The sequence below is a fragment of the Faunimonas pinastri genome (assembly GCF_900110915.1).
Classification (GTDB): domain Bacteria; phylum Pseudomonadota; class Alphaproteobacteria; order Rhizobiales; family Afifellaceae; genus Faunimonas; species Faunimonas pinastri.
Map to the genome: position 1 here is coordinate 107,602 of NZ_FOFG01000002.1, position 20,439 is coordinate 128,040.

Here is a 20,439-nt window from a genome sequence, read left to right on the forward strand (position 1 = left end):
GGGTCAGGCCGCTGCGCTGGCGCTCTCCCGCGCTCCGTCGCGGCTGGTGTAGCGGACGATCAGGGCATTGCGCGCGCCGAGCTCCAGCGCCTTCTCGTGCAGGTCCAGCCGCCGGTCCATGTCCAGTTCGGGATTGCAGACCAGCACGACGAGATCGGCCTTGATGTGGCTGTTCGGCCAATCCGCGAGCGTATCCGCCAGGACGATCACGCGGTCGTAGCTATGGCTGAGGGCACCGACGACCAGCGAAAGGCGCTGCATCGGCGGGTCCTTCTGCATCGCGCCCATCGGCATCACGTCGATGCCGGCCGCCTCGTTGCGATGGATCACGTCGCCGAAAGCCACTTCGCCGGAGAGGAGATCGCCAAGACCGGGCTGGTCCGCGCTGCCCAGGCCGGACTGCGGATGCAGGCCGACATCGACCAGGATAATCCTGAGCTGCCGCAGGGCGGCAAGCCGGGCGCTGGCAACGGCGATCTCGCCCACCCGCTCGCTTCCATCGGCACCGGCGAACACCACCGTTCGCAGCCCATCCTCGGCCAGCACGTCGGCCAGTTCGCCCGTGCCCGGGCGGTCATCGAGCGTCGGCGCGGCCGGGGTCACCGCCACCAGTTCGCGAGACGGTGTGACGGCCGGTTCGGGCGCGGCCGTGAGAGCCGGCGCCGGCGCGAAGTCGACGTAGCGGAAAGCGCGCCCGGAGGTGAACTCGCGCAGGAGCAGGATCGCGCCGGCAAGCAGCAGCATCACCACCGCCGCGAGGATCGACATCATGGTCTTCTTCGGGAAGGACGGCTTCTGCGGCGCGACGGCGCGGGAGATGATGCGCGCGTCCGCCGGTAGATAGGTCGTGTCCGTCCGGGCTACCGCCTCGCGATAGCGTCCGAGCAGCGTCTGCAGGAGATCGCGCTGCGCCGCCGCTTCGCGTTCCAGCGCCCGGAGCTCGATGGACTGATCGTCGGAACTGGCCGATGCTGCCTTGGCCTGGTTGAGGGTCGCCTGGGCCGACTGTTCACGCGCGGCGGAGATCCGCGACGCGGCCTCCATCGACTGCAGGATCTTCTGCGCTTCCTGCCGGATCTGCCGCTCCAGTCCCTGGAGCTGGCTATTCAACGAGCGCATCTGCGGATGGGCGGGCAGCAGGGTGGTGGAAAGATCCGCGATCTGCCCCCGCAGCGCCACTTCGCGCTCGCGCAAACGCTGGATCAGCGGTGAATTCAGGACCTCTTCAGCACTGTCGAGGCTGCCGCCGCCGGACAGCACGGAGCGGATCAGCTGGGCCCGGGATTCGGCCTGGGCGTGATCGGCCTTGGCGCGCGCCAGTTCGGCGTTGAGGTCGTTGAGCTGCTGCGTCTGCAAGTCGCCGTTCTGCGTGCCGACATCGAAGAGCCCGTGGCTCGCGCGATAATCCGACACCTTCTGTTCGGCCTGCTGCACCTTGCCGCGCAGCGACTCGATTTCCTGCTGCAACCACTGGGTCGCCGCGACCGTCGCGTCCTGCTTGGACTTCTGCTGCTGCGAGACGAACTCGTCGGCGATCGCATTCACGACGTCGGCCGCAAGCTGCGGATTGGAGCCTTCGAACTCCGCCGCCAGAACCCGCGACGTGTTGACGGGGTAGACCGAGAGCCGGCTGTAATAGGTATCCATCACCCGGTCGCGAACGCTGGATTCCGCCGGGTTCTTGCCGATGCCGATCGAAATCAGGAAGGATTTCAGGGCCGAGGGCCGAGCATTCGGATCGAATTCGGGACGGTGCGTCAGGTCCAGCTTGTCGATCACCGCGGAAGCGATCTCGCGGGAGCGCAGCACTTCCACCTGGCTGGCGATGGCGGATGCGTCGTAATCGGTGGAGGAAGGATTGCCCGTCGCGTCGCGCGGCTTGGTAAGCGGCGATTCCCGATCCTCGATGAGAATGCGGGTGTCCGCCGTATAAAGCGGCCTGACGAAGCCGAGCGCGACATAGGTAACGATCGCGGCGAGCAGTGCCAGCACGATCAGCAGCCACAGCTTTCGCAGCAATGCCGACCCGAGCGCTGCCACATCCAGTTCCGCTTCCCGGACCTGCTCCATTCCCGCCCACTCCCTCGCTTTCCCGAACCGTCGCACAGTCATGGTAAGCGCGAGGTTAATACTGCAACCGAACCGGGAAACGGATTTAGCCTTGCGTTAACCATGATCTGTCAAGCATCGGCCGAATAGTTCGAGGCCAGCCCGATGCTCCGGATCCGACATATCCTTCTTCTTCCGTGTCTTGCCGCGACGCTGGCGGGATGCGCGACCAACGACCGGCCCCTGCCCCCGATGGCGGTGATGCAGAACCCCTATCGACTGGATTCCGGCGACGAGCTTCGCATCACGGTTTTCGGCCAGACGGATCTTTCCAATACTTACCGCGTGGATCAGTCCGGCAGCATCACGATGCCGTTGATCGGCTCGATACCCGCGCGCGGCGCGACTACGGTGGAGATGCAGCAGCGGATCGCCACGAAGCTCTCGCAGTCGTTCCTGCGCAATCCCAACGTCACGGTGGAAGTCGCGGCCAACCGGCCCTTCTTCGTGCTGGGCGAGGTTACCCAGCCCGGGCAATACGCCTATGTGCCCGGAATGACGGCGGAAATGGCGATCGCCGTCTCCGGCGGCTTCTCGCCGCGCGCCAATATGGGTCTCGTACGCGTCTCCCGTACGGTCAACGGCGTCCGTTACGAGGGGAAGATCTCGGTCGACGAGCAGATCAGGCCGGGCGACACGATTTACGTCTCGGAAAGACTGTTTTGAACAGACCTGCGGTAGTAACGTAACAAGAAGACACCACCTGTATCCCGAGCCGGGCCGCAGCGTTTCGCGGCGGTGGGGCAACGGGACAAGCGATGAGTTTAAGCGAACAGCACGCTCAGAATTCCGACTATCCCGCAGCCGAGCGTGCCAGCGAGTTCATAGCGGACGGCGCCCTCAGCGAGGCGGCTCTGCAGGTCGCCCGCAACCTCAAGCGGCGGGTCCTCTCCCCGTCCCTTCTCGCCCTTCTCGTCCGGCTGACGGATTTCCTCGCGCTGACGCTTTGCGGCGCGATCGTCTGCGCGGTCTACGTCGCCAGCAGCGATGGATTCGATGCGGCCTACATCGCCGCCTTCCTGATACTGCCGCTGATCACCGTGGGCCTCATCGGGCTCTTCGGCGGCTATACCTTTGCCGCCTATCGCCGCAGCATTCCGGAAATCGGCCGCGGCGGCGGGCTCTGGGCGGCTGTTCTCGGCTGCTTCACGCTGGTGATCTTCTTCCTGAAAGCCGGCCACGAATTCTCCCGCGTCTGGGCGGCGACATGGTTCCTCGCGGGCTTTGCGGTCCTCACCGTCGATCGCCTGATCTTTGCCCGGCTCGTGCAGAGCTGGATTCGCACCGGCGTCCTGGAACGGCGCAGCGTGCTGGTCGGCGGCGGGCCGGAAGGCGTGGAGCTCCTGAAGGCGCTGGAGAACGAGCCGCTCAGCGATATCAGGCTGCTCGGCATCTTCGACGACCGGGAGGACGCACGCGTTCCGGCGCTGGCATCCGGGCTGCCCAAGCTCGGCCGCATCAACGATCTCGTCGAATTCGGGCGCCACGCGGAAATCGACGCGGTCATCATCGCCCTGCCGCTGGCGGCGGAGCAGCGCCTCGTGCAGCTCCTGCGCACGCTATGGGTGCTGCCGGTCGACATCAAGGTTTCCGCGCAGAGCATGAAGCTCCGGCTCCGGCCGCGTTCCTATTCCTATATCGGCTCGGTGCCGTTTCTCGACGTCTTCGACAAGCCCATCGTCGGCTGGGACTCGGTCGCCAAGCGGATCTTCGATGTGGTGATGGCCTCGCTCGCGCTGATCGTGATCTCGCCGATCCTGCTCGGCGCCATGCTGGCGGTGAAACTCGATTCGTCCGGCCCGGTGTTCTTCCGGCAGCGGCGCTACGGCTTCAACAACGAGCCGATCGAAGTGCTGAAGCTCCGCTCGATGTACCACCACATGTCGGACCCGGCGGCGCGGCAGATGGTGCAGCGTGGCGATCCGCGCGTCACGCGCGTGGGCCGCTTCATCCGCCGCACCTCCATCGACGAGCTGCCGCAGCTCATCAACGTGCTGCGGGGCCAGCTGTCGCTGGTCGGGCCGCGCCCGCATGCGCTCGGCGCCCACACGCACGACCAGCTCTACGAGCAGATCGTCGACGGCTACTTCGCGCGCCATCGCGTCAAGCCGGGCGTCACCGGCTGGGCGCAGATCAACGGCCTGCGCGGCGAGGTGGAAAGCGAGGAGGAGATCCGCGATCGCGTGGAGCACGACCTCTACTACATCGAGAACTGGTCGGTGCTCTTCGACCTCTACATCCTGTTCCTGACGCCCTTCCGCATCATCAGCACGGACCAGGCCTTTTGAGCACGACGCATCCGATCCCGCTGGACCGGCCGAGCGGCATTCCCCTCAGCCGGCTATCGGACGCGGCGCTCTGGCTCGCCGTGTTTCTAGGGGGCTTCGTGATCGTCGAGCCGGCGCCCTACGAAGCATTCCTGGGGTTGCTGATTCCCCTCTGGCTGCTTGGCGGCCTGCGCATCCCGCGAGCCATCGGGCCATTGATCCTGCTGATGGTGACCTTCATGGTCGGCGGCCTCATCGCCTCCACGCAGATGAAGTACAGCTACCCGACCTATTACCCGATCACCGGCTTCCTGGCCCTCAGCGCCTGCTTCTTCGCCTGCGTCGTTGCCGACCACCCCCGCCGCCTGCCGGCGATCGTGAACGCCTGGCTGGCCGCCGCAATCGTCACCACGGCGCTCGGCGTCGTGGGCTATGCCGGTCTCACGCCGGAAGGCCTCTTCACCCGCTACGGGCGCGCCGATGGGGGTTTCCAGGACCCCAACGTCTTCGGTCCCTTCCTCGTCTTTCCCTATGCCGTGTTTCTCCAGCGCGCGCTGACCCGCTCCTTCCGCTCGCTGCTGCTGAACGGCCTCGGCGCCCTCTTCGTGCTTCTCGGCGTATTCCTGTCCTTCTCCCGCGGTGCGTGGGGCCTTGCCGTCTTCGCCACGTTGATGGTGATCGTGATGCTCTACGCGACCGAGAGGCGGTCGCTGGTGCGGGCACGCTATGTGGCGCTGGCCATCGGCGGGCTCGTGCTCGCAGGCCTGCTCTTCGCCGTCATCCTGTCGATTCCCGCCATCGCCAAGCTCTTCGCGGAGCGTGCGCATGTCGTGCAGAATTACGACGCGCAGCATTTCGGCCGATTCGACCGACACGTGATCGGCTTCAACATGATGCTGAGCCGGCCCCTCGGAATAGGCGCGCTGCAGTTCGGGCATCTGTTCGGCGAAGACGAACACGATATCTGGCTGAAGACGCTGACCACTTATGGTTGGTTCGGCTTCTTCTCCTACCTGATCCTGGTCATCTGGACGCTGATCGCCAGCTTTCCCCTGCTCTTCCGCTCCGGCCCGAACCAGAAGACCGCACAGGTCGCCTATTTCGTCTTCTTCGGGCACATCGTTCTGGCGACGGTGATCGACATAGACCATTGGCGGCACGTGTACCTGCTGTTCGGCATTCTCTGGGGACTGATCGCGATCGAACGACGGCGGCGCAACGGGCTTGCCCGCGAGGCTGCCTTCGCCGGCGTTCATCCACGGGAAAAGTTCAGGGAGATTGCGGTTTCTCCGCAGGTGGGATTGCGCTGACAAAATCCGCTGGTATATTCCGCGCCAATCGGAACATGGCTCCGACGCGGATCACCGGGTTTCATCTGGATGGTCGGTCAGAACCATGCCGTCGCTGAACTCGGTTCAGGCTCGACGGGCAGTAGCGCAGCCTGGTAGCGCACTTGACTGGGGGTCAAGGGGTCGTCAGTTCGAATCTGGCCTGCCCGATATTTATGCCTGAGCCACTGCTCAGCGACGCCGTACGAGGCCAGGATCTCCGGATCCTGGCCTTTTTCTTTGCGCGACAGCCTGAACGGCCCGATTCTGCGCAAAAAAAAAGCCCTGCGGTTGCAGGGCTTCGGTTGGGGCTTCAGCCCAGGATTTCCAGGACGATCTTCCGGAGTTCTTCGCGGGAGAGTTCCCGCGGCTTCCGGGCTTCCTGTCTTGCTTCAATATTCGGCTTCGAGGCCCGCTCATGAAGCGGCGAGCCATTCATTCTATCGATCATTCGTTCCTATTTTTTCTTGATATGCCCTCGACCGGTCCGACGCTCTGGACATGCCTGCTGGCCTGGACGGGAGGGGTCGTTGGTCGCCTCGGCGACAGCAGCGGACAATACCGCCACGAAAGAGAAATGGGGCGCCTGGCCGGGAATTCAAGGCCCGACGGAAAAATACCTTAGCGGCTCTGGTCCAGCAGCTGCTTGGCTTCCGCCAGAAGGGTCAGCGCCGCTTCAAGCTGGTGGCGGCTCGCCGGGGAAAGGCCTCCGGTGGCCACGGAGGCAGCCAGAGGCGCGACCTCCTCGTCCCCGTAAAACGCGTCCATGTCGTCCGAGGGCGGCTCGCCACGGGCCGGCAGCGGCTGGCGCTCGTAGCCGCTGAGTTCACCCTCGCTCGCCCTCTCGTCCATGAAGACCGCGGCGCCCGCGTGCGTGCTCATGGCGGGCTCGATCTGGCGAGCATTCACCGTCTGCACCGAGCCGCTCTGCCCGGCACCGGCCACGAAGCCCACGCCCTTCTCCTTGAGAAGTCGCTGCACGCCCTTGATGGTGAAGCCTTCGCCGTAAAGCAGCAGGCGGATGCCCTTCAGGAGGTCCACGTCCTCCGGGCGGTAGTAGCGCCGCCCGCCTCCGCGCTTCAGCGGCTTGATCTGCGGAAAGCGCGTTTCCCAGAAGCGCAGCACATGCTGCGGCAGGTCGAGGTCTTCTGCGACTTCGCTGATGGTGCGGAAAGCGTCGGGGCTCTTCATCGGATGTACCGGGCGCTCAATCGGCCTCGGTCTCAACGGGCGCCGGCGCGTCGGCCAGTCCCTCATTGATCCGCTGCTTCATGATGTTGCTCGGCTTGAACACCGTCACCCGACGCGGCGGGATCGGCACTTCATGTCCGGTCTTGGGATTACGCCCCACGCGCAGGCCCTTGTCGCGCACGACGAAGGAGCCGAAGGACGACAGCTTCACCGTGTCCCCCTCCACGATCGCGTCGCAGATCTCCTGCAGCACCATTTCGACCATATCGGCCGATTCGGTACGCGACAGGCCCAAGCGCCGGTACACGGCCTCGGCCAGATCGGCGCGGGTGATGGTCTTGCCCCCCATTCAGAACTCTCGGAAGTGATTGAACGAAGATACGGTCAGTCAGCGTAAGCTGCTGAGAAATATGGGTCAACCGCCGTCATGAGCGACAGCGATCACCAGCGCACGAGCGCCGAGCCCCAGGTGAAGCCGCCGCCCATGGCTTCCAGAAGCACGAGGTCGCCCTCCTGGATCCGGCCATCCTTTCGGGCAACGTCGAGCGCCAGGGGAATGGAGGCCGCGGACGTGTTGCCGTGGTACTTCACGGTGCTGACCACCTTGCTCTCGGCGATCTCCAGCTTCCGGGCGCTGGCATCGATGATGCGCTGGTTGGCCTGATGCGGAACGAACCAGTCGATATCGTCCGGCCCCGTTCCGGTCGCGGCGAAGGCGGCCATGATGACGTCGGTGATCATGCCGACCGCATACTTGAAGACCTCCCGGCCCTCCATGCGGAGGTGGCCGGCCGTTCGCGTGGAAGACACGCCGCCGTCCACGAAAAGCTTGTTCTTGTGGCGACCGTCGGAGCGGAGATGCGAGGTCAGCACGCCACGATCATCGTTGCCGCCGGGCTGTTCCTGCGCTTCCAGCACGACCGCACCGGCGCCGTCGCCGAAGAGCACGCACGTGGTGCGGTCGTTCCAGTCGAGGATGCGGGAGAAGGTTTCCGCGCCGATCACCAGCGCCCGCTTGCCATTGCCGGCGCGCAGCAGCGCATCCGCCGTGGAAAGTGCGTAGACGAAACCCGTGCAGACGGCCTGAACGTCGAAGGCGGCGCCCTGATGGATGCCGAGTTTTTCCTGCACGATCACCGCCGTGGCGGGAAAGGTGTAGTCCGGCGTCGCCGTCGCCACGATGATGAGGTCGATGTCGTCCGGCCCGAAGCCGGCATCGGCGAGCGCCCGGGTGGCTGCTTCCACTGCCAGATCGGATGTGAACTGGCCTTCCGCCGCGATGTGGCGCTCTGAAATGCCGGTCCGCTGGACGATCCACTCGTCCGACGTCTCGACCATCGTTGCCAGTTCGGAATTCGTGAGAAGTTTCTCGGGCAAGTAGCTTCCGGTGCCGCGCACCACGGAACGGATCATACCGGAATGACCTCTTTTATGTTTGTTTCGGCCAAGGCGGCCCGCTCGGCCTCTCCCGCGACCGTATCGCGGGCGATACGCTCCAGCAGATTGCTATGCACCATTTCGCGAGCAAGTTCGATGGCGCTGGCGAGCCCCTCCGCGTCCGTCCCGCCATGGCTCTTGATCACCATGCCGTTCAGGCCGAGGAACACCCCGCCATTGACCTTGCGGGGGTCCATCTTGTCGCGAACCATGTTGAAAGCCGGGCGCGCGAACAGATAGCCGATCTTCGAAAGAAGGCTGCGACTCATCGCGGAGCGGAGATATTGCGCAATCTGCCGGGCGGTGCCTTCCGCCGTTTTGAGCGCGATGTTGCCGGCAAATCCCTCCGTCACCACCACGTCGACCACGCCGCGGCCGATGTCGTCGCCTTCCACGAAGCCGTGATAGGCGAAGCCCGGATGATTGATCTCGCGCAGGATGCGGCCGGCCTCGCGGACTTCCTCCACGCCCTTGATCTCTTCCACGCCGACATTCAGCAGTCCGACATTCGGGCGTTCCAGATCGAAGACGCATTGCGCCATCGCCGCGCCCATGATCGCGAACTGGGTCAGGAGTTGCGCGTCGGCACCGATCGTGGCGCCGACGTCCAGCACGATGCTCTCGCCGCGCAAGGTCGGCCAGATCGCCGCGATGGCCGGCCGCTGGATGCCCGGCAGCATCTTGAGGCAGAAGCTCGACATCGCCATCAGTGCGCCGGTATTGCCGGCGGACACCGCCACGTCGGCCTCGCCGTCGCGCACGGCCTGGATCGCGCGCCACATGCTCGACTTGTAGCGTCCTTTGCGAAGCGCCTGGCTAGGCTTGTCGTTCATGCCGACCGCGACTTCGCAATGCTGGAATGTGGAGACGGCCTTCAGCTTGGGATGCTGCTGGAGCAACGGTTCGACCGCGGCTGCGTCGCCATAGAGGAGGAAGGAAAGGTCCGGCCGCCGACCGAGCGCCACTTCCGCTCCGGCAAGGGCGACGGTCGGGCCGGCATCCCCTCCCATGGCGTCAAGCGCGATCCTTATTCCCTGTGACATCTAACCCCGACCATCCTTCGCAGCGGACTGCGGAAAATACCTTTTGCCGCCGCTGTGGCAAGGCTGACGAACCATTTGCTACCGCGACCTTAGCTCTCAGTGCTCTTCAGCCGGGCAAGCGCCCCGAACGCCGACTCCTCGGCATCTTCCTGATCTTCGATATGGCCGGAGAAATCCACCCCCTCCGCCCGGGGATAGGGATCGAGCCCGAGAGCCAGATGTTCGGCGAGAATCGTTCCGAGGTCGATGCGGCCGTTCTGGAAGAGCTCCGACGTGTCGGTTTCCATCGCGTCGACCAGCACGTCCTTGGCCTGGTATTCCGCCCCGGCCACCTCGGCGGGCAGCAGCGTCAGGTCGATAGTCTCGTCCATGTGCTGGATGGCGGGACCGAGGCTGACGACGCAGGTTTGCACCACTTCCGCCTTCAACCGGCCGCGGAGCCGGAAGGACCGGCCGCGGACGGGCCGGATCTCGATTTGCGCGGTGAGCGAGCGGACCTCGGGAATATTCAGATCGGCGGCGATGGCCCGGCATTCGTCCGCGTCGGCCTCGACCTTGTAGATCCGCCCGGAGGCAGGCACGTCGCGAGCGGAAACGGTATAGGAGAAAGGAGCGCTCACGGCTGCTGGTCCTCTTGGAAATGGATGGAGGGGAACGGGGCCGAACCCTGCCGGAGATCTTGAAGCCCGGTCCGATCGAAGGCCTCGACCGCTCCCTTGAGATAGGTAGCCAGACGGCCCGCCGCAAAATGCGGATCGCCGTCGACATAGACATTTCTCGCGACCGCGTTGGTCAGGGCGGCGGAATCACCGGTCGCGATGGCGTGGCTGTAGGCATCGATCCTGCCGGCAAAGAGGCCGAACAGCCCCTTCATGCGCTTCGGCACCTTGCGATCGCTGATTCCCATCTCGCGCAGCGCGTCGTCCATGTGCTCCACGAACACCTCGGAGAGGACACGGGCGAATTCCGGATCGCCGTCCGGGCGCTGCAACCGATGGATCACCGGCAGGAGATGCAGCGTCAGCGCCTCGAAACGGCCTTCGACCGTATCCGGCACGGAGAACTCCAGAAAGAGCTCCGGCCGCCTCGCCGCCGCGACGGTCCGGGCATAAAGCGCCTCGGCGGCGGTGCGCGTTTCGCGCCTGGATTTGGAAAACAGGATCATGATCGCTCCTGCTCTAGCAGATCCCGCCATCTTCTCAAATTATCGGCAGAACCGCCGCCCTTTGCCCCCCGCCCATTGCAAAGCGCTGAGGACCCGGTTAGCTACGCGACAAAGGAAGGATCGATATGAAGAGCAGCCTTCACCGGAGTGCAGCGGCGTTGGTCGTTCTGGCGGCAGCGGCCGGCTTGTCCGCCTGCGCCAGCCAGACATTCGAGCGCGGCTATCTTCCATCGCAAATGGCCCTTCAGCAGATCTCGGTCGGCGCCAGCCGCGACCAGGTTCTCCTTGCGCTGGGCACACCTTCCACGACGGCCGATTTCGGCGGCGAGACCTTCTACTACATCTCCCAGAAGGCCGTGCGTCCGGTGGCCTTCATGAACCCGCATGTGGTCGACCAGCGCGTTCTGGCAGTGCATTTCGATGCCAGCCAGAAGGTCACCAGCATCAACGATTACGGCCTGAAGGATGGCCGGGTCTTCAACTTCACGCGGAATGTCACGCCGACGTCGGGCCAGGAAGTGTCCTTCCTCAGCCAGCTTCTCGCGGCGACCGGCCGCCTGAAAATGTAGCGCGGAGCTTCCACAACAGCGACTTCCCGATCGCCCTACGCTCCTAAGCGCGGGGCGATCTGCTTTTCGGGGTCAGGTTCGGCCGTGATCGTAGGAGCGTCGGGCGAGATCCATCGGCCGCCCGCCGCGCAGGACTTCCACCGCTCCCGCCTCTTCGACCAATTCGCCAATGCGGGTCACGGCGATTCCGGCTCGCGCTGCCATGAAGCGGAACCTCTCTTCGTCTTCGGGCGGAACAGCGGCCAGGATCTCGTAGTCGTCGCCACCCGTCAGCAGCGCGGCCAGCACCGAATCGTCCTTCGCGACGGTGACGAGATCGGGATCGAGCGGCACCGAATCGGCATGGATCACCGCGCCGCAGCCGCTCGCGGCGACCAGTTTGTCGCAATCGCCGATCAAGCCGTCCGAGACATCCATGGCAGCCGAGGCGCAAGCGCGGACGGCTTCAGCAAGAGCTGTTCTCGGCTGGGGAACCCGGTAGCGGCCGATGAGTCTTTGCCGCGCCGCTGGCGGAAGCGGCCCAAGGATAGTCTCGCCCAGGAGCAATCGAAGGCCCGCCGCACCGCAGCCGATTTCGCCGGACACGTAGAGCCGGTCGCCGGGACGGCCGCCGAATCGATGCACCATCTCTCCCGCCGGCACCTTTCCGAAAGCGGTGATCGAGACTGTCAGCCCCGAGGCGATGCCGATCGTATCGCCGCCGAGAAGCCGGGTGTCGAACTCCCGCTGATCCTCGGCGAGGCCACGGCAGAACTCCGCGATCCAGCCTTCCTCCACGTCGCGGGGGAAAGCCACGGTCATGATATAGCCCGCAGGCTTCGCGCCCTTGGAGGCGACGTCGGAAAGGTTCACCCGCAGCGCCTTGCGGGCGATGGTGTCGGCGGGATCGTCGGGGAGGAAGTGAACGCCGGCGGCCACCATGTCCGCCGTGACAACCAGTTCCTCGCCGGGCCCGAGCTGAAGGATCGCGGCATCGTCGGTGAGATCGAAGGCGCCCTCGCCCGCGAGCGGCCGGAAATAGCGCCGGATCAGGTCGAACTCGCCGATCGCCATCTGCCTGTCTTACCGCGCCGCGACGGCCGTGAACTCTTCCGGTCGGCGCTCCCGCGCGACGTGGTCGAGCACGCCGTTGACGAGCGCCGGCTCGTCGGCCTCGAAGAAGGCGCGTGCCACGTCCATGTATTCCGAGATCACGACCTTTGCCGGAACGTCGCGACGTTCCATCAACTCGAACACGCCGCAGCGGAGAATGGCGCGCAGCGTCAGGTCGATGCGCGTCAGCGGCCAGGTCGGCGGCAGCGCCTGATGGATCACCGGATCGATCCGGCGCTGCAGGTCCACGACGCCGCCCACCAGCCCCTTGAAGAAGGCCGGATCGGCGGGGCGAAGCTGCTCGCCCTCCAATTCCTTGCCAAGGCGATGCAGCTCGAATTCGGCAACGATCTCAGGCAGGCGGGTACCGCTGACATCCATCTGATAGAGCGCCTGCACCGCTGCCAGCCGCGCGGCACCGCGCTGGTTGGCACCGCGGGTCGCCGCCGGTTGTTTGGCATCCTCACTCATCGACAAGACCGAACTGCTCGCGGAGGACCGCCATGTCGAACGCCGCCGCAGCCGCGCCCGCACCCTTGTTCTTGTCGTCCACCTTGGCGCGCCGCCAGGCCTGCTCGCCGTTTTCGACGGTCAGGATGCCGTTCCCGACGGCCAGCCCCTCGTCCGTCGCCATGGTCATGATGGCGCGCGCGGACTCGTTGGCCACGATGTCGTAATGGCTGGTCTCGCCGCGGATCACGCAGCCGAGCAGCACGTAGCCAGCATATTTCGCCTCGGCTTCCTGCGAAATGAGCGCCATGGAAAGCGCCGACGGAATCTCGAGCACGCCCGGAACGGAAACGCGGTCGTAGGTAGCGCTGCGCCGGTCGAGTTCGGCCGTTGCGCCCCTCACCAGCTCGTCGGCGAGGTCACCGTAGAAGCGGGCGTCGATAATCAGGAAATGACGGCTCATTATGTGCTTTCCGGAAAACAACCGGCCGGCTCACGCCGGACGGCTTCCTATCAAACGTTCGAGATAGCGCGCGAACTGGTCAACCTCCAGATTGACCGTGTCGCCCGCCTTGCGATCTCCCCAGGTCGTCACCGCCAGCGTGTGCGGGATGACCATGATGGTGAAGCGGTTGCCTTCGACGGAATTCACCGTCAGCGACGTTCCGTCGAGCGCGACCGATCCCTTTTCGGCGATGTAGCGGGCGAGCGTGCCGGGCACCTCGAAGGTGAAGCGCGCCATGCCGCCCTCCTCCTCGCGCGCCACGATCCGCGCCACGCCATCCACATGGCCGCTGACGATATGGCCGCCGAGTTCATCGCCGGCCTTGAGCGCGCGCTCAAGGTTCAGCTTGCGGCCGACCGTCCACTCGCCCATCGTCGTGCGGGCAAGCGTCTCGGTAGAAGCCTCCACCTCGAACCAGCCCGCAACATTGTTACGGCCCGTGGCGACGGCCGTGAGACAGGGGCCGGAGCAGGCGATGGACGCGCCGAGAACAATCGAATCCGGGTCGTATGCCGTCTGTATCCGCAGGCTGACGCCGGATTCCAGCGGCCTGACAGACAGCACTTCACCGACGTCGGAAACGATTCCCGTAAACATGCGCGCCCTCGAATAGCGAGGACATGGGATAGGCCGCCACGAATGCCGGCGCAAGCCGCTGCGCTGCAATGCTGCCCGAACGCTGCGTCAACGATCGCGGCGGGTTCCCGGCCCGGTGTCCCGGTCAACCGTCCCTGTCAGAGGCCCCTGTCAGACGCCCCTGTCAGGCGTCTTCATCGGCTCCGACCAGTCCGCGCCCGGTCAGCTCCCCGCTGGCAAGCTCGCCGATAAAGGCCTGGAAGTCCTTGGCTTCGCGGAAGTCGCGATAGACGGACGCGAAGCGGACGTAGGCTACGTCATCGAGACCCTTGAGGGCTTCCATGACGAGCAGGCCGATCTCGCCGGAGGGAATATCCTCCTCGCCGCGGCTTTCCAGCTGCCGCACGATGCCGGAGATCATCCGCTCCACGCGCTCCTCGTCGACCTGCCGCTTGCGCAGCGCGATTTCGACGGAGCGCTCCAGCTTGTCGCGGTCGAACGGAACGCGGCGGCCGGACTTCTTCACCACCCAGAGCTCGCGCAGTTGAACGCGCTCGAACGTCGTGAAACGACCGCCGCAATCCACGCAGATGCGCCGCCGCCGGATCGAGGCCGAGTCTTCGGTCGGCCGCGAGTCCTTCACCTGGGTGTTGTCGGCACCGCAATAGGGGCAACGCATGGGGCTTCCGCCGTCTTACTGATAGATCGGGAAGCGGTCGGTGAGTGCCCGCACCCGGACACCGACCTGCGCCTCGACCTCGCCGTTGCCCTCGGCACCGTTGCGCGAAAGGCCATTCAGCACCTCGATGATGAGCTCGCCGATCTCCTGGAACTCCGCGACACCGAAGCCGCGCGTGGTGCCGGCCGGCGTGCCCAGACGGATGCCCGACGTGATCGTCGGCTTTTCCGGATCGTCGGGAACGCCGTTCTTGTTGCAGGTGATGGCAGCACGGCCGAGCGCCTGCTCCGTAAGCTTGCCCGTCAGCTTCTTGGGGCGAAGATCCACCAGCATGAGATGGTTGTCCGTGCCGCCGGAGACGATGTCCACACCGCCGCGCTGAAGCGTTTCCGCAAGCGCCTTGGCGTTTTCGACCACATTCTTCGCGTAAAGCTTGAACTCCGGACGCAGCGCCTCGGCGAAAGCCACCGCCTTGCCCGCGATGACATGCATCAACGGACCGCCCTGCAGGCCCGGGAAGATCGCGGAATTGATCTTCTTGGCGAGCGCCTCGTCATTGGTGAGGATCAGGCCGCCACGCGGGCCGCGCAGCGTCTTGTGCGTGGTCGACGTCGCGACATGGGCATGCGGGAACGGGCTCGGATGCTGGCCCGCGGCAACGAGGCCGGCGAAATGCGCCATGTCCACAAAGAGATAGGCGCCGACGGAATCGGCGATCTCGCGGAAGCGGGCGAAATCGATGTGCCGGCTGTAGGCGGAACCACCGGCGATGATGACCTTCGGCTTATGGGTGGCGGCGAGGTCGGCGACCTGATCGATGTCGATGCGGCCGTCCTGCTTGCGGACCCCGTACTGCACCGCGTTGAACCACTTGCCGGACATGTTGGGCGCCGCGCCATGGGTCAGGTGACCGCCCGCGTCGAGGCTCATGCCGAGAATCGTGTCGCCCGGCTTCGCCAGCGCCATGAACACGGCCTGGTTCGCCTGGCTGCCGGAATTCGGCTGCACGTTGGCGAAGCCGCAGCCGAAGAGCCGGGTCACGCGGTCGATCGCAAGCTGCTCGACCACGTCGACGAACTCGCAGCCGCCGTAGTAGCGGCGTCCCGGGTAGCCCTCGGCGTATTTGTTGGTGAGAATGGAGCCCTGCGCTTCGAGAACCGCGCGCGACACGATGTTCTCCGAGGCGATCAGCTCGATTTCGTGCTGCTGACGACCAAGCTCCTGACCGATGGCTTTCGCAATTTCGGGATCGACGGACTGCAGCGACGCGGAAAAGAACGCGCTCTGGTCGGTCGCCTGACGAGCTGAATCGGTCATCGACATGGGCCTACCTCTGAAAAGAAAAGCTCTCGGCAGGGCTGGCCCCGCCGAGTCAAGGGGGCACTATCACAAGCGCCCCATCGGGAAAAGCGTGCGCGTGGCACGGCCGGGCTTTCTACCCGGCCAGCCTTGCCCGTCGCCCCGGCCGGCTGACGGACTTACTCGGTATCGGGCGAGCCGATCATCGACGGGTTCTGGTTCAGCGCGACGGCGTTCGAGCTCTGGTCCATCTTGTAGATGTCGTCGCGGAAGTGAACGACGCCGTCGCTGGAAGCCCAGGCCGAGATATAGACGGTGAACAGCGCCGGGGCGTTGGCGACCTTCACGTCGAGGCGGTTGCCGGAGCGGATCTCCTCGTCGACGCGACCGCTGTCATAGCCGTTGTCGCGCAGGATCCAGGTCACGAGTTCGCGCACGTTCTGCACGCGCATGCAGCCCGACGACTCGAACCGGTAGTTCGAGCCGAAGAACCCCTTCTCCGGGGTATCGTGCAGGTAGACCGAATACGGATTGGAGAAGTTGATCTTCACATGGCCGAGCGAATTGTGCTCGCCCGGGTCCTGCCTGAAGAGATAATGCGTCGCCTCGTCGGAATTCCAGTTCACCTGGGAGGAGTCCACTTCCTGACCCGACTGGGTGTAGATGTGGATCTCGGACTCCTTCAGGTAGTTCGGATCCTTCTGCATGCGCGGGATCAGATCCTTGACGATCAGCGACGGCGGCACATGCCAGTAGGGATTGAAGTTGATTTCGGTCAGGCGACTGGAGAGAAGCGGCGTCTGCCGGTCGATGCGGCCGACCGTGGCGGTGTGGCGCTGGACGAGCTGGCCGTTTTCGACGACCTCGATCTGCGCCGCCGGAATGTCCACCAGAACATAGCGACCTTCGGGCGAACCCATGGCGCCGATGCGCTGGATGTTGACCTGCAGCTGGTTCAGACGGAAATCGGCAGGAATGTTCATCGCCGCCAGCGTTTCCTTGCCGACGGAGCCATCGGCGAAGATACCGTAACGGACCTGGAAGCGGCGGACGGCGGCCTGGACGTAGGAATCGAAAGCCTGCGGGTCGCCACTCGCGGCGTTGAGGTCGCCCTCGGCCATCAGGCGCTCACGCAGGGCGGCGATGGCCGGCTCGCGCATGCCGAGCTTCAGCGGGTGATCGGCAGGAACGTTCGGCCACCCACCGCGCGAGACGATGTCCTGGTAGCGGGCGATTGCCTGCTGCATGGCGGGCACGGTGCCGGGCGACAGGATGGGCTCGCGCGTCATGACGGCAGAAGAACCGCCGGCCTGACCAACGAAATTGTCGCCCCACTCCGACTGCTGCACATTCTGCAGCACGGCGGCCATGGTTTCCTGGGCGTGGGCCACTCCGGCGAGAAGGCCGAAGGTCAGCGCCGCCAATCCAATTTGCTTGATCGGGTTCATCCGTCCACGTGGTCCCAACCGGCTGCCGCCGGATCGTGTTGCTGCACTCGCCCAAGGGCGCCCCCACCAGGGAGGCAAAGGCCTTCGGACTCGTCTCTGGATCGAGGGTGCGGCAGAAAACCTACGTCACGGTTAACAGAACCGAAAAGGCCGCTACCTTCGGGGATCGCAAGCTATAAACGCTTTGTGGCCAATCCATGTCGGGACGAAGCGGCGGCTGGGGGTGAAGAACACCCCCGCGCCTCATAGGCGATACAGGATCTGGTCCGTCCAGAAGCGCTCCAGCCGCTGCAATCCCTTGTTCAGGATCACGAAATCGTCGCCGGAGAGCCCGCCGACCTTTTCGATCGACTGGATGTGCCGGTTGTAGAGGTCGTTCACGATTCTCGCGACCTCGAGTCCCGATTCCGTGAGCGACACCCGCACGGATCTCCGATCCGTGCGCGAGCGCTGGTGTCGGATATAGCCCGAATCCACCAGCTTCTTCAGATTGTAGGACACGTTCGAGCCGAGATAATAGCCGCGCGTACGCAGCTCCCCCGCGGTGAGTTCGGCATTACCGATATTGAACAGCAGCAACGCCTGCACGCTGTTCACATCGGACCGACCCATCCGATCGAACTCGTCTTTGATCACGTCCAGAAGACGACGATGCAGACGCTCCACCAACGTCAGCGCATCGAGGTAGAGCGCCTTCATATCGTCCTGTGCACTCTCCCCGGCTTCATACCGGGCGGCTGCCTGCTCGGACATCAGCATTCCAAACCCCGTCTGCAAATACGATCTAGGACCTTATGATGGACGGTATCGTCTCGTTTTGAAGATGAACTTAAACGAAAGGCTTAATCAATTGTTTCTCGAATTGCCAGCGGAAACGAACGTTCGCGATGGTGAAGGTAAACATAACGGGGTGATGAAAGGACGATTTCAAGCCGTGTCGCCTGTTTGTCTGAGCGAAGGTCCGGTATGATTATCAGCGTAATTACATAAAGCTTTACACAGTCAATTTTTATACAATTTATACATCTTCTCTGGCCTGCTCCGCCATTTCAGGTAGAAGATCGCGAGGAACCCGGCGAAGGCTGCAAGGTGAACCGCAATCTTCACGGGAGCGGTGCCGAAGAGATCCGCGAAAGCCGTGTACATAGCCAGTTCCACAAGGATGGCGACGCCCCAGAGGACCGGTCCCCAGGTGGCGCCGATCCAGAGGCCCACGGCGGCGAAGAGATCGATCAGCACCAGCGTGACGAGCCCGGCGCGCCATGCCGGCGACATGGTCATGAGGTTGTCCCCGGCAGGCGTGATGCCTAGGATCAGGCAGGCCCGCACGAGGCCCACCACGAGAAAGCCGAGGCCGACCAGGCGCAGATAGATGCCGACCCAGTCGCGGCGCTCCTCCGCCTTCCTGATCGGCGCGCCCAGAACGTCCTCATCCATTTCGTCTCTCCTGTGTCCCGCATGTGCTCGTGTCGGCGGGATCGCCGCGCATGCGACAGCGATGACCGCCCGTCCGGTTGGATCGCCCTGCCGCGGGTGCTATCTGAAAGGCAATGACCTCCCAATCCGATCCGCAGGACTAGCATGACCGCGCCGTTCAACCACTCCGCTCCCGATATCGATCGCATCACCGGCCGCCGCCGCCTTCGCCGCAACCGCCGCACGGACTGGTCGCGCCGCCTGATGCGGGAGCATACGCTGACCGTCGACGACCTGATCTGGCCGGTCTTCGTGGTGGACGGGGAGAATGTGCGCACGCCCGTCCCCTCCATGCCCGGCGTGGAACGCCTTTCGGTGGACCAGATCGTCGTGGAGGCCAGGCGCGCGGCCGCGCTCGGCATCCCCGTGATGGCGCTCTTCCCCTACACCGACCCCGCCAGGCGCGACGAGCACGGGACGGAGGCGCTGAGCCCATCCAACCTCGTCTGCGAAGCCTGCCGCGCCATCAAGGCGGAAGTACCCAACCTCGGCGTGATGATCGACGTCGCCCTCGACCCCTATACCAGCCACGGCCATGACGGACTGATGCAGGGTGAGGAGATCGTGAACGACATCACCGTCCAGCAGCTGATCCGGCAGGCGCTAAACGAGGCGGAAGCGGGCTGCGATATCATCTCGCCCTCCGACATGATGGACGGCCGCATCGGCGCCATCCGGGAGGCTCTCGACGATGCCGGCTTCGGCCATGTGCAGATCATGGCCTACAGCGCCAAGTACGCCTCGGCCTATTACGGTCCGTTCCGCGAAGCGGTCGGCACCTCCGCCACGCTGGTCGGCGACAAGCGCACCTACCAGATGGACCCGGCCAACACCGACGAGGCGCTGCGCGAGGCGGAACTGGACGTGGCGGAAGGCGCCGACATGCTGATGGTGAAGCCCGGCATCGCCTATCTCGACATCCTCTACCGGGTGAAGGAAGCCTTCGGCATGCCGACCTACGCCTACCAGGTCTCCGGCGAGTACGCGATGATCATGGCCGCGGCGCAGAACGGCTGGGTCGACGAGGAAAGGATCATCATGGAAACGCTGCTCGCCTTCAAGCGCGCCGGAGCGGACGGCATCCTCACCTATTTCGCACCGCGCGTGGCGGAGAAGCTGAAGGCCGGGCATTAGCCGCGGCTGCCATTCGGCACCCCTGCCCGCGATTGCTTGAAGATGGCCGGGGCGGTCCCCATTTTTCCCTGGAAAGAGGAGACCGCCGATGAGCGACGCCACCATCACGCTGGATGCCGGGGGAATGGCCATGGATCCGGCCTTCCATCCGGAGCTTTACGACGGCGTTCGCAGCCGTCGCATCATGGCGTTCCTGCTGGATGCTTTGGCGATCCTGATGCTGATGCTGCTGGCCTCCGCGGTCATCGCGGTGCTGGGCGTTTTCACCTTCGGTCTCGGCTGGCTTCTGTTTCCGCTGGTCTGGCCCTTCGTGGCGATCATCTATTCGATCTTCACGCTGGGAGGGCTGAGTTCCGCCACGCCGGGCATGCGCTTCTGTGGCATAGAAATGCGGACGATGAACGGCGGGCGCATGAATGTCGGGCTCGCGCTGATCAGCTCGATCGCCTTCTGGGCCTCTGTCTACTTCCTGACGCCGCTGATCCTGCTGGTCGCCTTGCTGACGCGGCGCAAGCGCCTCCTGCATGACATGGCGACCGATACGGTCGTCGTTCGCTCGCGCTTCTGGTAGGCGCGAGCGGGTTCCGAACCCGGGTGCCCGATCGGGGGGTCTTGATACCGCCCCCGTCGGGAGCGACATTCCGGAAATCGCGGCCGAAGCGGGACTCGTT

The 20,439-nt window shown here is 64.6% G+C and carries 22 protein-coding genes and 1 tRNA gene; 7 read left to right on the forward strand and 16 right to left on the reverse strand.

What is annotated here, in order from left to right; genetic code table 11:
• Positions 1-3: 3 nt before the first annotated feature.
• Entirely contained in the window at positions 4-2,070 is a 2,067-nt protein-coding gene (locus BMY25_RS03765; protein WP_177176685.1) for a GumC family protein, read from the reverse strand.
• Between the two features lie 144 nt (positions 2,071-2,214).
• Here BMY25_RS03765 and BMY25_RS03770 point away from each other — a divergent pair, with 144 nt between their 5' ends.
• From BMY25_RS03770 to BMY25_RS03785, 4 genes are all read left to right on the forward strand, one after another.
• Positions 2,215-2,775 carry a polysaccharide biosynthesis/export family protein gene (locus BMY25_RS03770; RefSeq protein WP_092495286.1) on the forward strand — a complete coding sequence of 187 codons (561 nt, stop codon included), beginning with the start codon at positions 2,215-2,217 and terminating at the stop codon, positions 2,773-2,775.
• A 92-nt stretch (positions 2,776-2,867) separates the two neighbouring features.
• Positions 2,868-4,397, forward strand: a complete 1,530-nt coding sequence (locus BMY25_RS03775) for an undecaprenyl-phosphate glucose phosphotransferase (protein WP_092495287.1) — start codon at positions 2,868-2,870, stop codon at positions 4,395-4,397.
• A complete protein-coding gene (locus BMY25_RS03780) occupies positions 4,394-5,686 on the forward strand; it encodes an O-antigen ligase family protein (protein WP_092495288.1) in 1,293 nt (430 codons plus the stop codon). Before BMY25_RS03775 ends, BMY25_RS03780 begins: the two co-directional genes overlap by 4 nt.
• A 115-nt stretch (positions 5,687-5,801) precedes the next feature.
• A tRNA-Pro gene (locus BMY25_RS03785) sits at positions 5,802-5,875 on the forward strand.
• Between the two features lie 450 nt (positions 5,876-6,325).
• Here the strand turns inward: BMY25_RS03785 and BMY25_RS03790 are convergent.
• The 6 genes from BMY25_RS03790 to BMY25_RS03815 form a co-directional block, all read right to left on the reverse strand.
• Positions 6,326-6,895: a MerR family transcriptional regulator gene (locus tag BMY25_RS03790; protein WP_092495289.1), complete on the reverse strand. Its 570-nt coding sequence runs from the start codon at positions 6,893-6,895 to the stop codon at positions 6,326-6,328.
• A 16-nt stretch (positions 6,896-6,911) separates the two neighbouring features.
• Entirely contained in the window at positions 6,912-7,244 is a 333-nt protein-coding gene (locus BMY25_RS03795; protein WP_092495290.1) for an integration host factor subunit alpha, read from the reverse strand.
• 92 nt (positions 7,245-7,336) lie between these two features.
• Positions 7,337-8,308: a beta-ketoacyl-ACP synthase III gene (locus BMY25_RS03800; protein WP_092495291.1), complete on the reverse strand. Its 972-nt coding sequence runs from the start codon at positions 8,306-8,308 to the stop codon at positions 7,337-7,339.
• Positions 8,305-9,375 carry a phosphate acyltransferase PlsX gene (plsX, locus tag BMY25_RS03805; RefSeq protein WP_092495292.1) on the reverse strand — a complete coding sequence of 357 codons (1,071 nt, stop codon included), beginning with the start codon at positions 9,373-9,375 and terminating at the stop codon, positions 8,305-8,307. Before plsX ends, BMY25_RS03800 begins: the two co-directional genes overlap by 4 nt.
• A gap of 89 nt (positions 9,376-9,464) precedes the next feature.
• The gene (locus BMY25_RS03810) at positions 9,465-9,995 is read right to left on the reverse strand and encodes a DUF177 domain-containing protein (RefSeq protein WP_092495293.1); all 531 of its coding nucleotides are present in this window, start codon (positions 9,993-9,995) and stop codon (positions 9,465-9,467) included.
• Complete coding sequence (locus tag BMY25_RS03815; protein WP_177176686.1) at positions 9,992-10,540, reverse strand: ubiquinol-cytochrome C chaperone family protein; 549 nt, start codon at positions 10,538-10,540, stop codon at positions 9,992-9,994. The genes BMY25_RS03810 and BMY25_RS03815 overlap by 4 nt, the downstream gene beginning before the upstream one ends.
• A gap of 125 nt (positions 10,541-10,665) precedes the next feature.
• On the opposite strand from BMY25_RS03815, the gene BMY25_RS03820 reads away from it, so the two are divergent.
• Positions 10,666-11,109, forward strand: a complete 444-nt coding sequence (locus BMY25_RS03820; RefSeq protein WP_092495295.1) for an outer membrane protein assembly factor BamE — start codon at positions 10,666-10,668, stop codon at positions 11,107-11,109.
• Positions 11,110-11,181: 72 nt separating this feature from the next.
• Here the strand turns inward: BMY25_RS03820 and thiL are convergent, their stop codons facing one another.
• The 9 genes from thiL to BMY25_RS03865 all read right to left on the reverse strand — a co-directional run bounded on the left by thiL (position 11,182) and on the right by BMY25_RS03865 (position 18,595).
• Positions 11,182-12,162 carry a thiamine-phosphate kinase gene (thiL, locus tag BMY25_RS03825; protein ID WP_092495296.1) on the reverse strand — a complete coding sequence of 327 codons (981 nt, stop codon included), beginning with the start codon at positions 12,160-12,162 and terminating at the stop codon, positions 11,182-11,184.
• 9 nt (positions 12,163-12,171) lie between these two features.
• Positions 12,172-12,672, reverse strand: coding sequence for a transcription antitermination factor NusB (nusB, locus tag BMY25_RS03830; RefSeq protein ID WP_092495297.1), 501 nt, complete (start codon positions 12,670-12,672; stop codon positions 12,172-12,174).
• Positions 12,665-13,114 carry a 6,7-dimethyl-8-ribityllumazine synthase gene (gene ribH, locus BMY25_RS03835; RefSeq protein WP_092495298.1) on the reverse strand — a complete coding sequence of 150 codons (450 nt, stop codon included), beginning with the start codon at positions 13,112-13,114 and terminating at the stop codon, positions 12,665-12,667. The genes nusB and ribH overlap by 8 nt, the downstream gene beginning before the upstream one ends.
• A gap of 30 nt (positions 13,115-13,144) precedes the next feature.
• A complete protein-coding gene (locus BMY25_RS03840; protein WP_092495299.1) occupies positions 13,145-13,753 on the reverse strand; it encodes a riboflavin synthase in 609 nt (202 codons plus the stop codon).
• 163 nt (positions 13,754-13,916) lie between these two features.
• Entirely contained in the window at positions 13,917-14,411 is a 495-nt protein-coding gene (nrdR, locus tag BMY25_RS03845; RefSeq protein ID WP_092495300.1) for a transcriptional regulator NrdR, read from the reverse strand.
• Positions 14,412-14,426: 15 nt separating this feature from the next.
• Positions 14,427-15,728: a serine hydroxymethyltransferase gene (glyA, locus tag BMY25_RS03850; RefSeq protein WP_092495601.1), complete on the reverse strand. Its 1,302-nt coding sequence runs from the start codon at positions 15,726-15,728 to the stop codon at positions 14,427-14,429.
• Between the two features lie 161 nt (positions 15,729-15,889).
• Entirely contained in the window at positions 15,890-17,134 is a 1,245-nt protein-coding gene (locus BMY25_RS03855; RefSeq protein WP_238858147.1) for a L,D-transpeptidase family protein, read from the reverse strand.
• Positions 17,135-17,401: 267 nt separating this feature from the next.
• Entirely contained in the window at positions 17,402-17,911 is a 510-nt protein-coding gene (ldtR, locus tag BMY25_RS03860) for a transcriptional regulator LdtR (protein ID WP_092495602.1), read from the reverse strand.
• 249 nt (positions 17,912-18,160) lie between these two features.
• Positions 18,161-18,595: a DUF6163 family protein gene (locus tag BMY25_RS03865; RefSeq protein ID WP_092495302.1), complete on the reverse strand. Its 435-nt coding sequence runs from the start codon at positions 18,593-18,595 to the stop codon at positions 18,161-18,163.
• Between the two features lie 144 nt (positions 18,596-18,739).
• On the opposite strand from BMY25_RS03865, the gene hemB reads away from it, so the two are divergent.
• On the forward strand, positions 18,740-19,768 hold the full coding sequence (gene hemB / locus BMY25_RS03870) for a porphobilinogen synthase (protein WP_092495303.1): 1,029 nt from the start codon (positions 18,740-18,742) through the stop codon (positions 19,766-19,768).
• Between the two features lie 88 nt (positions 19,769-19,856).
• A complete protein-coding gene (locus tag BMY25_RS03875) occupies positions 19,857-20,339 on the forward strand; it encodes an RDD family protein (RefSeq protein WP_092495304.1) in 483 nt (160 codons plus the stop codon).
• Positions 20,340-20,439 lie beyond the last annotated feature (100 nt).

Excerpts from the sequence above, each read along its gene's own strand:
- BMY25_RS03765 (WP_177176685.1), bottom strand. The coding sequence starts at position 2,070 with ATGGAGCAGGTCCGGGAAGCGGAACTGGATGTGGCAGCGCTCGGGTCG.
- BMY25_RS03770 (WP_092495286.1), top strand. The coding sequence starts at position 2,215 with ATGCTCCGGATCCGACATATCCTTCTTCTTCCGTGTCTTGCCGCGACG.
- BMY25_RS03775 (WP_092495287.1), top strand. The coding sequence starts at position 2,868 with ATGAGTTTAAGCGAACAGCACGCTCAGAATTCCGACTATCCCGCAGCC.
- BMY25_RS03790 (WP_092495289.1), bottom strand. The coding sequence starts at position 6,895 with ATGAAGAGCCCCGACGCTTTCCGCACCATCAGCGAAGTCGCAGAAGAC.
- BMY25_RS03795 (WP_092495290.1), bottom strand. The coding sequence starts at position 7,244 with ATGGGGGGCAAGACCATCACCCGCGCCGATCTGGCCGAGGCCGTGTAC.
- BMY25_RS03800 (WP_092495291.1), bottom strand. The coding sequence starts at position 8,308 with ATGATCCGTTCCGTGGTGCGCGGCACCGGAAGCTACTTGCCCGAGAAA.
- plsX (WP_092495292.1), bottom strand. The coding sequence starts at position 9,375 with ATGTCACAGGGAATAAGGATCGCGCTTGACGCCATGGGAGGGGATGCC.
- BMY25_RS03815 (WP_177176686.1), bottom strand. The coding sequence starts at position 10,540 with ATGATCCTGTTTTCCAAATCCAGGCGCGAAACGCGCACCGCCGCCGAG.
- BMY25_RS03820 (WP_092495295.1), top strand. The coding sequence starts at position 10,666 with ATGAAGAGCAGCCTTCACCGGAGTGCAGCGGCGTTGGTCGTTCTGGCG.
- thiL (WP_092495296.1), bottom strand. The coding sequence starts at position 12,162 with ATGGCGATCGGCGAGTTCGACCTGATCCGGCGCTATTTCCGGCCGCTC.
- nusB (WP_092495297.1), bottom strand. The coding sequence starts at position 12,672 with ATGAGTGAGGATGCCAAACAACCGGCGGCGACCCGCGGTGCCAACCAG.
- ribH (WP_092495298.1), bottom strand. The coding sequence starts at position 13,114 with ATGAGCCGTCATTTCCTGATTATCGACGCCCGCTTCTACGGTGACCTC.
- BMY25_RS03840 (WP_092495299.1), bottom strand. The coding sequence starts at position 13,753 with ATGTTTACGGGAATCGTTTCCGACGTCGGTGAAGTGCTGTCTGTCAGG.
- nrdR (WP_092495300.1), bottom strand. The coding sequence starts at position 14,411 with ATGCGTTGCCCCTATTGCGGTGCCGACAACACCCAGGTGAAGGACTCG.
- glyA (WP_092495601.1), bottom strand. The coding sequence starts at position 15,728 with ATGACCGATTCAGCTCGTCAGGCGACCGACCAGAGCGCGTTCTTTTCC.
- ldtR (WP_092495602.1), bottom strand. The coding sequence starts at position 17,911 with ATGTCCGAGCAGGCAGCCGCCCGGTATGAAGCCGGGGAGAGTGCACAG.
- BMY25_RS03865 (WP_092495302.1), bottom strand. The coding sequence starts at position 18,595 with ATGGATGAGGACGTTCTGGGCGCGCCGATCAGGAAGGCGGAGGAGCGC.
- hemB (WP_092495303.1), top strand. The coding sequence starts at position 18,740 with ATGACCGCGCCGTTCAACCACTCCGCTCCCGATATCGATCGCATCACC.
- BMY25_RS03875 (WP_092495304.1), top strand. The coding sequence starts at position 19,857 with ATGAGCGACGCCACCATCACGCTGGATGCCGGGGGAATGGCCATGGAT.